Origin of the sequence: Desulfuribacillus stibiiarsenatis (assembly GCF_001742305.1) — a bacterium.
Lineage (GTDB): Bacteria > Bacillota > Bacilli > Desulfuribacillales > Desulfuribacillaceae > Desulfuribacillus_A > Desulfuribacillus_A stibiiarsenatis.
Map to the genome: position 1 here is coordinate 11,901 of NZ_MJAT01000004.1, position 13,824 is coordinate 25,724.

Genomic DNA, 13,824 nt, shown 5'->3' on the forward strand with positions numbered 1-13,824 from the left:
ACTTTAAAATAGAGGATTATTTCATAATATATTGAATTCTTAACGAAGGTTGGTTGGTGTGGGGGGATTAAGTGAACGTAAAAACATATTCTTATCGATTTGCAGAGGAAATCTTACAACATGAAAGATTTTCCCATGCATATGAGGAAATAATCCGAGTCTGTAACGAGTGTCCCTTACCCGTTTATAAAGGGAAATCAGCAAAACAACTAAAATTAGATGTTGTTCAGCAAATGATGAACACTTTTTTTAAGTTAAGATTTAAATCTTTAGGTTGGAGTGAAGAACCGTTAGCTACACCTAACTCAAGTGATGATGAGTTGAGGTCTGACTTTAGAAAAACATTTGTAAATAGCACCACAAATGAAGAACTAACAGTACAAATCGAAGTAGAGTTTGGTAATGTTGCAAGTTCATATAGAAACTACTTTAAATTCCAGCTTTCTTATTCGTATGGATTAACTGATATTTGTGTCCTGATTGTACCTACCAACAAACTTGCTGTTAAGATTGATAGCGGAGTTTCAAACTTTGAAAAAACCATAAGAGAAATACCTTCTGCGAAACTATCAATTACTGTGCCGACATTAGTTATCGGTCTATGTGCAGATGGAGTTACACCTTGGGATGTTAAAGCTATAGAACCTAATTTATCAATCATTAAGGGTGATAATCGAACTGCCTACATCCAACATTGTAATATAATACAGTCTTATATAGATTCCTTAGATTGAATCTTATTATCTACCACCAATCTTACCTTATAACCCTAAATGGGTTATTTTTTTATATAAACCAAAGCATCATAAATTCTAGACTTGCTACAGGCCTGTTCCAATCAAGGAGGTGTGGGGGTAAGCTTTCGTTTTTAATAAAACGTCAGCAAACAAACCTTCTAGAGCGTACACGATAGTATTCCGAATTACCTCAAACTATTTATCCATTCACTTGGGTGGGGATCTTTTCATCTTAATACTAAGAAAATCTTAAGAATTACATCAAGGATTTATTAAGAATCCCTTGTTATTATTGTTTTAGAACAGATAATAAAGGGGTGATATAATATGTTTAATTTCATATATAGGAGTGAATATTCATGAACATATTGGTTTGTGATGATGACAAGGCCATTGTAGATGCTATAGGAATCTATTTAGAAAATGAAGGATATAAAATATTTAAAGCTTTTAATGGACTAGAGGCTATAGAATTAATCGGACAGCATAAGATACATCTTATTATCATGGACATCATGATGCCTAACATGGATGGAATAAGAGCTACTAGGAAAATTAGGGAAGATAATAATATACCCGTTGTTATGCTCTCTGCAAAATCTGAAGATACGGACAAAATATTAGGGTTGAATATGGGAGCAGACGATTATATCACCAAGCCCTTTAATCCACTGGAGCTTATTGCAAGGGTGAAATCACAGTTAAGAAGATATACAACTTTAGGTAGTCTTGAAACCAAGAGCAATGTATATAGAACGGGAGAACTGGTGGTCGACGATGAAACCAAAACCATAACCGTAGATGGAGAAGAGGTTCATCTTACCCCGGTCCAATATAAGATATTAAAGCTTCTGATTACAAACGCCGGAAGAGTATTTTCCATAGAGGAAATTTATGAGAAGGTATGGAAGGAGACGGCTTTTAGTCCAGAAAATACGGTAACGGTTCATATTAGAAAAATCAGAGAAAAGATTGAGATAAACCCGAAAGAACCAAAATATTTGAAGGTGGTATGGGGAATTGGATACAAAGTTGAAAAAATATAGTCACTCAATCATAACAAAAATCGTTATTTTTATTATTGCGATCATCTGTTTAACTGGGATCATGAAAGTGATCGTAGAAGTAGAGATTGAAAATGCGCAACTTAGTAACGCGTTGGAAGATCATTATTTTCAAAGCTTTACATATGTACAAGAAAGTGAAAAACTGGTCCGTAACCTCACGTCCCTAATAGAAGAATATAAGAATGAGGAACATATTTTAAGTGGTGGAACAATTAGTGAGGATGAATGGGGAAGAGTAGAAAGAAACTTATTTTCAAAATATCAATTCGATTCTAGAAGTTATAATCCTGAGTTAAGTAAAGAAATCAATTACGAAACGTTTAAACAAGAATATGCAGACGAAATCACCCAGGCAAGAGATAAGATGATTAAGGATGATTTAAAAGAGTATCATTTGCTCCTGCAAAATCTAGAAGAGTATGAGGTGCCATTGTTTTATACCAGCGATGGCAAAAATGTGTTTACAAACACTACTTTGACAGAAAAAATGCAGTTTGAAACCTACCCTTCTTATATGACATTTGAGGATTATAAACAAGAGATTTACCCAAAGGAAACGAAAGAAAATGAGTATTTATATCGGTTAACACGTCACCTAGATCGGTTGGATCCAGAAAACACGGTTGTTTATGTTGCCTTCACGGAGGAATTTTTAGATTCTAAAATAAAAGCATGGCAAGAAAACAAAGTAATTGCTACAGAAAAATTATATAAATTAGCAGGATTTTTAATAGGATTTATTTTTTCATTTTCCTATCTCATACTCGTAATAGGAAGAACATCTTTTAAGGATCAAGAGTTACACTTAAACGCAATAGACAAACTATACAATGAGATTAAAATTATAATATGTATAATTCTAATACCAATTTGGTTGGAATTAGTAAAGGAATTCTATAGAAATATTGATATATTCCTCTTACCAATAACGGTTCCTTTTGCCATCGTTGGACTCGTGCTGGTACTTTCAGTCGTGAAGCATTTTAAAAATAAATCTTTTATTAAGCATACATTGATCTTTAGCCTTATCTATAAGATAGTTACATTTGTAGGAGATGTATATAGAAGCGGAAGCGTTGGTGTAAAGACTGTCCTAATTGTTATCGGCTATCCAATTTTGGTCGCTTTAACGTTTTTCATGTTTCCGGTAACGATTGGCTTAGCAGCCTGGTTTGCCTATAAAAAGATCAAGTCCTTTAATGCAATTCAGGAAGGGGTAGAAACAATAAAGGATGGAAACCTTCATTATCGGATTGAAGTGGGCGGAAAGGGAGAGTTTGGAAGACTAGCTTCGAATATTAATAGCATCACTGATGGATTGAAAAACGCAGTGGATAATGAACTTAAAAGTGAACGGTTAAAGACAGAGCTAATCACCAATGTATCGCACGATATAAGGACACCGCTGACTTCAATCATCACCTATGTGGATCTATTGAAAAAAGAGAAGGATGCTTCAAAGGTGAAAGAATATATCGATGTACTGGATCAAAAATCGAAGAGATTAAAATTATTAACAGAAGATTTATTTGAAGCAGCGAAGGCCTCTAGCGGAAATATTCCCGTCAATTTTGAGCGAATAGATGTAGTATCTTTGATAACCCAGGGGTTAGGAGAAGTTAATGACAAAATTGAAGCTGTAGATTTAGATATTAAGCTAAATCATCCTGAGGGTAAGATGTATATTACAGCCGATGGCAAATTATTGTGGAGGTCCATTGAGAACTTATTATCCAATATACTCAAATATGCTCTCAGGGGATCAAGGGTGTATATTGACATTGAAGACCTGGGCAACGAAGTAATTCTCACCTTTAAAAACATTTCCGCGTATGAGTTAAATATCTCTGCAGACGAATTAATGGAGCGCTTTAAAAGAGGCGATGAATCTAGATCTAGTGAAGGTAATGGATTGGGGCTTTCTATTGCGAAAAGTCTTATTGATATACAAAGGGGAAAATTTCATATACAAATAGATGGAGATTTGTTTAAGTGTATGATTTATATGCCAAAACATAAAAGCAATTAGAGAGTGAACGAATCGTATAATAGCCAAAGAATGTAAACGAGGAGTCAAATGGGTAGTTCCATTTGATTCTTTTTATACACAAATATTTCAAGGTAAAGCTTCGGACAAATTCGCAAAAAACCTTGACAGTATATAGAATTTAGCATAATGTTCATTAGATAACATATGTTATATAATGAACATTATGCTAAAGGGGAAAACTTACATGGGGCCTAAGGTTAAATTTACTAGAGAGCAAATTATAGATTCAGCCTTCGAGATTGCCAAAACAGAGGGAATTGACAATATTACTATGAGAAAAATAGCGGCTAGATTAGGCAGCTCTGTTGCCCCAATTTATGTGAATTTTAAGGATGTCAGTGAGTTAATTGAAGCTGTAATGGAAAGGATTGTAGCTATTAGTCAGAAACTTTTAAGCGAAGAAAGCACAGGGCACCCCTTCAATGACATAGGGATGGCTAGTTTGAGATTTGCGAAAGAATATAGTGTGCTTTTTAGAGATTTAGTCATGAAAAATAATAACCACATGAAAAGTTATGACGAGAATATGGTGCCTGTTTTAATTAAAGAGATGCAAAAAGACCCAGAGCTAGAAGGTTTCACTGTAGATGAGTTAAAGACCATTTTATTGAAAATGAGGATTTTCCAACTTGGGCTTTCGGTAATGGTCGCTAACGGTCTATTACCAGAGGATTATGAAAAGGATGAATTAATGAATATCTTATCAAGTGCCGCAAATGATGTAATACTCTCTGCCAGAGTGCAAAAAAATAATTTAAATAAAGTATCTGAAATGGGGTAATAAAATGTTTAAACCAATAAAAATTTTATCCATAAGTTTGTTATTGCAGATTACTTTAACCATAACAACTACAGTTGGTTTTGCTAACAGCTTTGAAGGTAACGACATAGAAGCTTTTTTTGATAAGACGATGCACGCACAAATAACGAAACATAATATTCCTAACGCAACTATATCGGTAGTGAAAGACGGTGAAATTGTATATAAGAAGGGGTTTGGTTATGCAGATATTGCATCTAAGATTCCTGTAGATCCGGATACAACGCTTTTTCGGATCGGTTCTACGTCGAAATTATTCACATGGACAGCAGTTATGCAGCTTGTTGAAGATGGCAAACTAGATCTAAACGCAGATGTCAATAAATACTTAGACTTTGAAATACCACCACACCTTGTAAGCGTCTCTAAGAAAATCACAGAACCGATTACGCTAACCCACTTAATGACACACACCCCAGGCTTCGAGGACTATCCCGACAAACTTTTCAGACTCTCAGCAGATGAACTTTTACCTTTGAATGAATACATTAAGGAATACATGCCCGCGAGAATTTTCCCGCCTGGTGAAGTTGCTACCTATTCGAATTATGGAACTGCTTTGGCTGGTTATATTGTAGAACGTATTTCAGGTCTTCCATTTTCTGAATATGTTGAAAAAAACATCTTTATACCTTTGAAAATGGATAGAAGCACCTTTAAACAACTAGAAACTTTATCTTTGGCCAAACCGTACAGATTTGTCGATGGCACTTACCTCCAAGGGAATATGGAATATATATTACCTGAACCAGCGGGCAGTATGAGTAGCACAGGCTTAGAAATGGCCGGATTTATGATAGCACATCTGAATGGTGTTTATAATGGAGAAAGAATCCTTAAACAAGAGACACTTAAACAGATGCATGAGCAACAATTTACGCATCATCCAATCCTAGGCGGTATGACTCTGGGATTTATGGAGGGTGCATTCAATGAAAAAAAGGTGATTTTCCATGGCGGAGGTACAATGCTCTACAGCACGGGTCTTTATTTAGTACCAGAAGAGAATGTAGGTATTTTCATATCTTATAGCGGTGCTAACCACTTCCTTCACTCAGAAGTTTTCCAAGATTTTTTGGATATATACTACCCAATTAAAGCTCAACTTAAGCAATTGCCTCCAGAAGGTAGCCTAAATAGAGCTAAAAAGTTTATAGGTGAGTACCAAATGAACCGAAGAAGCATTACGACTTCTGAGAAGAGCACCAGCTTATTTATAGGTAAGATTCAGGTTGACGTGGATGAAGAAGGGTATTTGTTGGTAAACAATCTTGGCGAAACCAATAAATTTATCGAAGTAGAGCCCGGCGTCTATCAAAGGCTTAGGGAAGGTAGAACCTATGATTACTTTGGTCCATTTAATAATATTGTCTTCACAAGGGATCACGACGGCAGAATAATGCTGACCAGCGATGGTCCAATGACATACTCTAAGGCTCCCATTTATTCAACTACGAATTTTACTGTCTTTGGCTTAATACTCATCATATTTATTCTAATAAGTTCTCTTACTTATTGGATTATCGCAAGAATCATTGGGTTGTTTAGGAAAAGTAGGCAGTCGGGAAAAGAGGTAGTTGCTCAAGGAATTGGAATATGCTCTGTTATAGTGGTTATGATTATAATTGCCAATATCCTATCTTCAGGTGACATTGACCCTATTTATCAATTACCAAAGGCAGCATATATACCTATGAATACAGGCCCGATGCTTGCCTTCTTACCAACTCTTGTGCCAATGTTTGCTAGTATACTGGCATTCTTTACAACCATAGCATGGTGGAACGGGTATTGGAGGACACTTGCCCGAATTCACTATACTCTATTTACTTTGGCGTATTTTGGATTATTCTTGATAGCGAATTATTGGAATTTATTTAAGTAAAATGCTATTTAAGATGTTTTTTTAGACATTGGTTGTTCCGTAACAATCTTTGATACTTGTGAACAAAAAGTTTACTTACAGTGGCTGATAACTTAGAAACTCAAGTAGCAACAACTTCTGAAGAACGACAAAATTCATTCATAAATATGATGAAGATTGCATTGGAAATGGCAGAGTAGAAAAGATAGTAGCATAAATAGAGAAAATCACAAAAGAGATGCTTTCAAAATAGAAGGAGGAAATATACTGGAGGATCAGAGAAAGGTTGTTTTGTATATAGCTCAAAGTCTTGATGGGTATATTGCAAGAGTAAATAATGATATCAGTTGGCTATCCATTGTAGAACGTGATAATGAAGATTATGGATATGATGATTTTATTAAGACAGTGGATACTGTATTCATGGGAAGAAAAACGTATGAGAAAGTATTAGGCTTCGGTGTGGAATTTCCACACAAAGGAAGAACATGGCGGCGGTTTGAGTGATTCTCCTTCTTTATGAAAAATCTAAAGCATTTGCTTTGCGGATGTTAACTGTTATTTCGAATACTCTGGTTAAGGAAGCATGATCCAAGGGGGCTGTTCTTTTAGCACAACGAAAATATTAAATGATTTTTAACTTAATTAAGTAAAAACCCTTAAAGCGCTTGACGCTTTAAGGGTTTTATTTACAACACATTATTTTCAATCAATAGAACCTGCAGATAGTAGTCTGCCTCACGGGCCATGTGATCTAGAATTAGCGCTGGTGCGTTTATCTGACCGGATGGTACATCGCATTCCATAACGGAATTAAATAGGTTGAGTAAAAAGTCGCGCCACTCCTTCATTACAACATATGCCTTAGCATTAAAGGCTTTAAGGGCAGCAGGCTGTTCGGACACTCTTTTAGCTTCTTCAAGTAATACCTCAAGTTGTTTCTCAAATTTAGCAGTTGCCTCATATAGCATATCTTGTATTTTAGGACGGTATGCAACTAATAGAAGCACTTCTCCATGCTCCATATGAATACGCAGCCAAAATAGGTTTTGGTCCCTGGCTATTCTGGGGATCGCATCACCCATATAAGGAATTAAAGTCTTAGGCACAAGGCTGGTGGGAATATTGGCATTTGGTATGCCTAAGACTTCTTCAGGAGGAACTGGCAAACCTTTTAGTCTGTATAACATGGTTAGGAAAAAATCTGCCTCTCGCCGAACATGATCAAGTAGTGCAGCGGGAAGTTCGGCAACTGCCTTGCATTGCTCTAAAAGGACGAATAACTGAATTTTAAAATCTCTCAATGCCACCGTCCAGTTAATGCTTTCATTAACTAAGGAATTCACACGAGCAGTGTCTTCTGGAGAAGTATTAGATGCCATAATGAATAATCGTTCAATATTTTCAGCAAAGCAATCAGCAGTGCGAATAAACTGTTCTTGCTCTTGACTTGGATTTATCCCTCCTCGGATAAATTTAGCATGCTCAAACATAATCCGCAGCCAAAATCTCATTTCATCAACAGCTGCCCTAAGACCTTGGGGCGAAGTAATTGGTTGGCCATAATTACTATTCAAAAAGAAACCTCCTTTAAAGAATAGTAGCAACATATAGTATGCTAAAATAAGGAAGTGGGTACATAAATACAAAACAAAAACCCGGCATTTTGCCGGGTCTAAATATTTTAGATTGCGTACTTAGGAAAACTATGATACTATTAAAAAACTATTGGCTTCAACATCAAGTAAGCAGACACAACTATTACATTATATCTACAATATCATAATATCATGTGGCGGTTAGGTTTGTCAAGCGTTTTATTTTTCTTAAAATTGAGAGAATGGGAGCGTGGTCGAGAAATGATCAATGAAAAGGAATGGAATCAGGAGCAGGAGCGACTGGACGTAGTAACGGAAAAGCTAAAAGAGAGAATCGCAGAAATAGAGCCGGAGGTAGCTGAACTACAGAATCAGGCGGTAAACATTCGTAAACAATTCTGGGAAGAAGTGACGGTCAACACTAGTACTGACGAGGATTTTGAGGAGACATACTATAGCATTAAGCAGCAAGAGGCGTTATTGTCGGAACGGGAACGCAGCTATCAACTGCGTAAACAGCAATCGAAAAGCATGAAACGTCTATTACATGTTCCTTATTTCGGACGCATAGATTTCCATGAGGATGGTATGAGGTCCACCGAGCAGGTCTATATTGGTGTATCATCATTCGTTGATTCCGATGGCATGAGCTTCCTAATCTATGACTGGCGTACTCCTATTGCGAGCATGTATTATGATTATTCCCCAGGAGCTGCAACCTATGATACGCCAGCCGGACGCGTTGGGGGAACAATGGAGCTGAAACGGCAATATCAGATTAGCGAGAGCAAGCTTCGGAACGTGTTCGATACTACCGTGACAATTGGTGATCAATTACTGCAGCAGGTGCTTGGCAAGAGTCCGGACTCTCAGATGAAGAGCATCGTGGCAACCATCCAGAAAGAGCAAAATGCAATTATCCGCAATGATAAAAGTCGTATGCTTATTGTGCAGGGGGTAGCCGGCAGCGGAAAGACGTCTGCGGCTTTACAAAGGGTAGCGTATTTACTGTATAAATACAGGGAGTGGTTAAAGGCTAATCAAATCGTTCTTTTCTCACCGAATCCAATGTTTAACAGCTATGTGTCTACGGTTCTACCCGAGCTTGGAGAAGAAAATATGCAACAGACGACCTTTCAAGAATACCTTGAACACGAGCTTGGAACAGTGTTAAGTCTAGAAGACCCGTTTGATCAATTAGAATACGTACTGACAGAACAAAGCACGCGAGAGTATGAGACTCGGTTAAAGGGAATCGAATATAAAGCATCCACGATATTCCTACAAGCGATTCGTAATTATGTGGAGTTGTTGAGCCAAAGGGGTATGCGATTTAAAAGTATTCGTTTTAGGGATCGTGATTTAATCACTGTAAAACAAATGGAAACACAGTTTTACAGTTACGAACCAACGATTCGGTTGGCAAATCGCGTAGGGTTGCTGCAAGAGTGGCTGTTGAAGGAGCTAACGATACTTGAGCGTAAGGAACGTGATATGCACTGGGTACAGGAAGAAATCAACTACCTAGACAAAGAGCATTACGCAGACGTTTATAATGATCTCCATAAGGAGAGGGGTGTCTTTGATTTTGCAGAGCAATATGAAGAAATTCAAGAGATGCTGAATAAAAAAAATCGGAGAGACGAAAGCGACTTCGACTATGCTGAGCAAGAAGAAGAACAGCTGCGTCGCATGGTTGTGAAGGAATACTTTAAACCGCTAAGAAAACAAGTGAAGAAAATGCTGTTTATAGACATGGTTGGATTGTATGTTCAATTGTTCGACAAAGAGCGAGCTTATTGGACTATGACGAATGAGGCCATGGCTCCAGAATTTTGGAATGACATCTGCGAGCAAACGAAGGAGAAGCTTAGTCAACTTGAACTATTTTATGAAGATGCTACACCATATCTGTATTTAAAAGAGCTCGTGGAAGGTGTCCGTACGAATACGGATGTCAGGCATGTTTTCGTTGATGAGGGTCAGGATTACTCAATGTTTCAATATGAATATCTCAAAAAGCTGTTCCCGCGAGCTCGCATGACGGTACTTGGCGATTTTGGCCAGGCAATCTTCACTCACGCTACGGAGTTGTATGGTATAGAATCGCCACTTATACAGCTTTACGGTGCGTCAGAAACAGACCTGATTCGTCTTGCACGTAGTTATCGATCTACCCGCGAGATTGTCGATTTCACAAAGTCGATGCTACCGAGTGGCAAGGAAATCGTTCCCTTTGAAAGAAGCGGAAAGAAGCCAAATCTATCAAAGGTTGACAGTCGCGCACAGTTGGCAATGTGTTTGGCGGAGGAGATTGCGACTCTTCAAACGGAAGGATTCACCTCCATTGCTGTGATTACGAAAACGGCTGCAGAAAGCATGGATGCTTACGACCTTTTAACCGAGCATGGATGTCCGTCCGTTCGCCTTATAACGAAGCAGACGCCTACCTTCGAGCAGGGGACGTTAATCATACCTGCATATCTTGCGAAAGGTGTTGAGTTCGATGCCGTTCTTATCTATGATGCATCCTCGCGGACGTACCATCGAGAAAGTGAACGCAAACTCTTTTATACGGCATGTACGCGAGCAATGCATCGTCTACTACTATTTGCAACAGACGATTGGACTCCATTCATTCAAACGTTGGATGCTTCTTTATATGATGTAAAATCTAGCACCTAACATTTTTTCGCTTGAAACCAAGCATCCCTCTATCGATACTTTTTTGAATAGTTTCGGATGCATTCAGGAAACTACTCTTTTTCTTACCGAAAAAGACTTCTACTGAACCAATTGCGTTAGCTATTGCAACGGCTTTATCATGGAGCGGCAAATAGGAAATCGCCACTGTGTAGATAAAATTATTCATAGCGGATTTGGTTCGATCAGGAGAATTATAAATGGTACTTTTCACCTGATCAAGCATGCTGAGAATTTTACTCTCACTAAATTCTACATCCGGGCGATTTCCTAAAAGCCAGCAATAACAGCTCCAGCCAGCCGACATTCGAAGCTCTTCGCCACTTGCAATCCATTGATCAGCAACTGTTTGAGCAATGTCGGTTTCAGCTAAAGTTACTGATACCACAGAATCAGATAACATATAAAAATATGCCCCGTCCATCCATCGATTAAAGTCCGCCTCAGTCATAGCCTCAGGATCTGCAATAATACCAGCAAAATACATGGCATCATAGTTCCCAGTAGCGTAAAGCTGCTCGGCCAGCTGCTGATTTTTCTTTATTTTCTTTGCTAGTGGTTTCATTGCTCCTGTAGCTACGCCAAAAAGCGGTTCTCGTGCGCCATTTCTTATGTAAGTATCTTTTGTTCGTTCCTTGCCAAGTGATTCTAGTTCTTGCATAACTATTTCTAAATCCATAAATCGTTCTCCTTTTATGTGAAAATGTAACTATCCATATACAGTTATCTCAAGCTAAGGGGAGCTCATTCGGGCTCTTTTTATTTTTGCAATACCCATTCATCGTTTTTAGCGCGTACACTCAATAAAACACTTTCTTCTGTAGAACTTCAAGAGCTTGTCTAACCTCTTCTAATTCATCTTCTGTTAAAGCCTCTATTTGCCTATTAAATTTCAACTCAATATTTTGAAATGCAGCATCCACCAGTTTCGTTCCATTTTCCGTAAGGCGGATGGAATGTTTTCTTTTATCGTCTAAGTCGGAATGCTTTTGGCATAAATCTTTTTCCATCAATTTGCGGAGCTCTCTACTCGCATTTGGTAATGAAATATGCAGACATTCACTAACTTTACTTAATGTAACGGGCTGGCAGACGGCTATATACTCGAGGATTTTATATTGCATAGGTGTGATTTCGTCAAACTTTACATCCTTGGTCATATCATTAGTCACTTGGTGGACTGAAGAAATAAACTGTACAAATTGTTCAAAAAGCTTACGTTTTTTCATTTTACATCACCTCACTTTAAAAATACCAAAAAAATTATCAAAAAACAATTATTTAATGATAATTATCAATTGACAACAATGCAAGAGGTGTGGTATTTTTTAGTTATCAAAAAACAACTAATGGGGTGAGTTATTGAAAACGTTAATTATCTATACACATCCAAATCATGAAAGTTTAAGTTATGCATTTTTGCAGGAGGCCCTTAAGGGATGTAAGGAGAATGAAGCAATTTTGGACATTCAAATACTCGACTTATATGAAGAGAAATTCGATCCTATACTTATATTTAACAAAGAAAAACGCAGAAGGGATATGGCGAAGGATCCCGACCTTATAAAATACAGAGAACAGTTGCTGTGGGCAGATAAAATTGTATTTATATATCCAATATGGTGGGGACGGCCACCAGCGATGTTAATGGGATACATTGATAAAATGTTCGCGGCTGGATTCGCGTATGAAGATAAAGGAGGATTATTACCTGACGGATTATTAAAGGGTAAGTCTGTAGTCTGCATATCTTGCATGAAAGGACCTACCCTATATCCACTCTTTTGGTTGAATAACGCACATAAAGCACTTATGAAGAAAGCGCTATTACAATATGTAGGAATTAAAAAAGTTAAGTTTTTTGAGTTTGGAAATATGGAAAGTCCTAAGGGAAAGCAACAAATAAAGCTAGAAAAGATATATCGGTACTTTAAAGATTTGACACAATGATTCCCAAGCATACAGCGCAAACAGAGGATTACATACGCCCCTCATCCCCTTGTTTAGGGACGGCAATCGATTGAAAGGTGTCTACTAATAGACTCAGGTGATTCGTAAGGTCTTCGCCTTGCATCACTGTTCCATGGCTAGGAATGACTAATGATGGGGAAAGGGATGCAAGAGTTCTAACGGAATTCTCTGCTGCACTCCAATTCTCTGTGAAGTATTTCGGTGGTCCATGTATCTCTTCTTCTTGAGTAAGAACGGAAAGAAATGATTCTTGCTCCACAGTAGTAAAAGCATCTCCGGCAATTAACGTACGGTCCTTTTCTCGATACAACGCAACATGTCCTATGGTATGCCCTGGTGTAGCAATCCATTTCCACTCTGGCAAGCCTGGAACTGAGCCATCCTCGGGTAGGGGAAGAGCCCTATGTCCCAAATTGATACTGGTATGGGGGAAATCAGGTGATATCTTCGCTACAAGACCTTCATCCACTGTAGGGTCCGCTTCTGGATAATCTTGCTTACCAGTAATGTATGGCAGCTCTTTGCTATGAATGTAGACAGGAACATCCCAAAGCTCAGCAAGTCTGATTACAGAGCCGACATGGTCGAAGTGGCCGTGGGTAAGAATGATGCACGAAGGCTTATTGTTTTCACCAAAACGCTCGTGGGCAGTATTGATAATATAATCGTAAGAACTATCAAGGCCAGTGTCGACAAGAACCCATTTTGAATGATTTTGGTTAGTACTATTTAGTGGTTCTCCAATCATACAAGCAGTAACGATAGTGAAGTTTAATACAAGAATATCAGAGGAAACTTCTTCAGAAGTTGTTGTTATGGCAGATAAGCCATTGATTATCGATTGAAACATCATATTCACTCATTTCTGAAATTGGATGGTAAAGCTTATCATTATTTTGCAGAAAAATAAAAAATCCATTCATGCGTAAATGGATTTTGATTCGAATTCCTTGGTTAATAAATAACACACCATGCCCACAATTAGCATCAGTGATCCAGCAGTCATCATCCAAT

At 37.8% G+C, this 13,824-nt stretch carries 12 protein-coding genes and 1 pseudogene; 9 read left to right on the forward strand and 4 right to left on the reverse strand.

Going from position 1 to position 13,824, the window contains the following annotated elements:
• Nucleotides 1-71 precede the first annotated feature (71 nt).
• The 7 genes and pseudogenes from BHU72_RS03100 (at nucleotide 72) to BHU72_RS03125 (ending at nucleotide 7,045) form a co-directional block, all read left to right on the forward strand.
• Nucleotides 72-734: a BglII/BstYI family type II restriction endonuclease gene (locus BHU72_RS03100; protein WP_069701176.1), complete on the forward strand. Its 663-nt coding sequence runs from the start codon at nucleotides 72-74 to the stop codon at nucleotides 732-734.
• A 362-nt stretch (nucleotides 735-1,096) separates the two neighbouring features.
• Nucleotides 1,097-1,783 carry a response regulator transcription factor gene (locus BHU72_RS03105; RefSeq protein ID WP_069701177.1) on the forward strand — a complete coding sequence of 229 codons (687 nt, stop codon included), beginning with the start codon at nucleotides 1,097-1,099 and terminating at the stop codon, nucleotides 1,781-1,783.
• A complete protein-coding gene (locus BHU72_RS03110) occupies nucleotides 1,758-3,833 on the forward strand; it encodes a HAMP domain-containing sensor histidine kinase (RefSeq protein ID WP_069701178.1) in 2,076 nt (691 codons plus the stop codon). The genes BHU72_RS03105 and BHU72_RS03110 overlap by 26 nt, the downstream gene beginning before the upstream one ends.
• A 205-nt stretch (nucleotides 3,834-4,038) precedes the next feature.
• Nucleotides 4,039-4,635: a TetR/AcrR family transcriptional regulator gene (locus BHU72_RS03115; protein ID WP_069701179.1), complete on the forward strand. Its 597-nt coding sequence runs from the start codon at nucleotides 4,039-4,041 to the stop codon at nucleotides 4,633-4,635.
• A gap of 4 nt (nucleotides 4,636-4,639) precedes the next feature.
• Entirely contained in the window at nucleotides 4,640-6,559 is a 1,920-nt protein-coding gene (locus tag BHU72_RS03120; RefSeq protein ID WP_069701180.1) for a serine hydrolase domain-containing protein, read from the forward strand.
• A 71-nt stretch (nucleotides 6,560-6,630) separates the two neighbouring features.
• Nucleotides 6,631-6,738: pseudogene (locus BHU72_RS16470) on the forward strand (purine nucleoside phosphorylase DeoD-type); the annotation flags it as partial.
• A gap of 91 nt (nucleotides 6,739-6,829) precedes the next feature.
• On the forward strand, nucleotides 6,830-7,045 hold the full coding sequence (locus BHU72_RS03125) for a dihydrofolate reductase family protein (RefSeq protein WP_083248228.1): 216 nt from the start codon (nucleotides 6,830-6,832) through the stop codon (nucleotides 7,043-7,045).
• 182 nt (nucleotides 7,046-7,227) lie between these two features.
• Here the strand turns inward: BHU72_RS03125 and BHU72_RS03130 are convergent, their stop codons facing one another.
• On the reverse strand, nucleotides 7,228-8,115 hold the full coding sequence (locus BHU72_RS03130) for a DUF2935 domain-containing protein (protein ID WP_069701182.1): 888 nt from the start codon (nucleotides 8,113-8,115) through the stop codon (nucleotides 7,228-7,230).
• A 282-nt stretch (nucleotides 8,116-8,397) separates the two neighbouring features.
• Here BHU72_RS03130 and helD point away from each other — a divergent pair, with 282 nt between their 5' ends.
• The gene (gene helD / locus BHU72_RS03135; protein ID WP_069701183.1) at nucleotides 8,398-10,821 is read left to right on the forward strand and encodes an RNA polymerase recycling motor HelD; all 2,424 of its coding nucleotides are present in this window, start codon (nucleotides 8,398-8,400) and stop codon (nucleotides 10,819-10,821) included.
• On the opposite strand, the gene BHU72_RS03140 is transcribed toward helD, so the two are convergent.
• Nucleotides 10,811-11,518 (reverse strand): DNA alkylation repair protein, encoded by a 708-nt coding sequence (locus BHU72_RS03140; protein WP_069701184.1) that lies wholly within the window; start codon nucleotides 11,516-11,518, stop codon nucleotides 10,811-10,813. The genes helD and BHU72_RS03140 overlap by 11 nt on opposite strands.
• 121 nt (nucleotides 11,519-11,639) lie before the next feature.
• Nucleotides 11,640-12,068 (reverse strand): MarR family winged helix-turn-helix transcriptional regulator, encoded by a 429-nt coding sequence (locus BHU72_RS03145; RefSeq protein WP_069701185.1) that lies wholly within the window; start codon nucleotides 12,066-12,068, stop codon nucleotides 11,640-11,642.
• Nucleotides 12,069-12,201: 133 nt separating this feature from the next.
• On the opposite strand from BHU72_RS03145, the gene BHU72_RS03150 reads away from it, so the two are divergent.
• A complete protein-coding gene (locus BHU72_RS03150) occupies nucleotides 12,202-12,789 on the forward strand; it encodes an NAD(P)H-dependent oxidoreductase (RefSeq protein ID WP_069701186.1) in 588 nt (195 codons plus the stop codon).
• A 28-nt stretch (nucleotides 12,790-12,817) separates the two neighbouring features.
• Here the strand turns inward: BHU72_RS03150 and BHU72_RS03155 are convergent, their stop codons facing one another.
• Nucleotides 12,818-13,660 (reverse strand): MBL fold metallo-hydrolase, encoded by an 843-nt coding sequence (locus BHU72_RS03155; protein WP_069701187.1) that lies wholly within the window; start codon nucleotides 13,658-13,660, stop codon nucleotides 12,818-12,820.
• Nucleotides 13,661-13,824: the final 164 nt, after the last annotated feature.

Bases quoted from the DNA above. Each gene is read 5' to 3' on its own strand.
- BHU72_RS03105 (WP_069701177.1), top strand. From the start codon at position 1,097: ATGAACATATTGGTTTGTGATGATGACAAGGCCATTGTAGATGCTATA.
- BHU72_RS03115 (WP_069701179.1), top strand. From the start codon at position 4,039: ATGGGGCCTAAGGTTAAATTTACTAGAGAGCAAATTATAGATTCAGCC.
- BHU72_RS03120 (WP_069701180.1), top strand. From the start codon at position 4,640: ATGTTTAAACCAATAAAAATTTTATCCATAAGTTTGTTATTGCAGATT.
- helD (WP_069701183.1), top strand. From the start codon at position 8,398: ATGATCAATGAAAAGGAATGGAATCAGGAGCAGGAGCGACTGGACGTA.
- BHU72_RS03140 (WP_069701184.1), bottom strand. From the start codon at position 11,518: ATGGATTTAGAAATAGTTATGCAAGAACTAGAATCACTTGGCAAGGAA.
- BHU72_RS03145 (WP_069701185.1), bottom strand. From the start codon at position 12,068: ATGAAAAAACGTAAGCTTTTTGAACAATTTGTACAGTTTATTTCTTCA.
- BHU72_RS03155 (WP_069701187.1), bottom strand. From the start codon at position 13,660: ATGTTTCAATCGATAATCAATGGCTTATCTGCCATAACAACAACTTCT.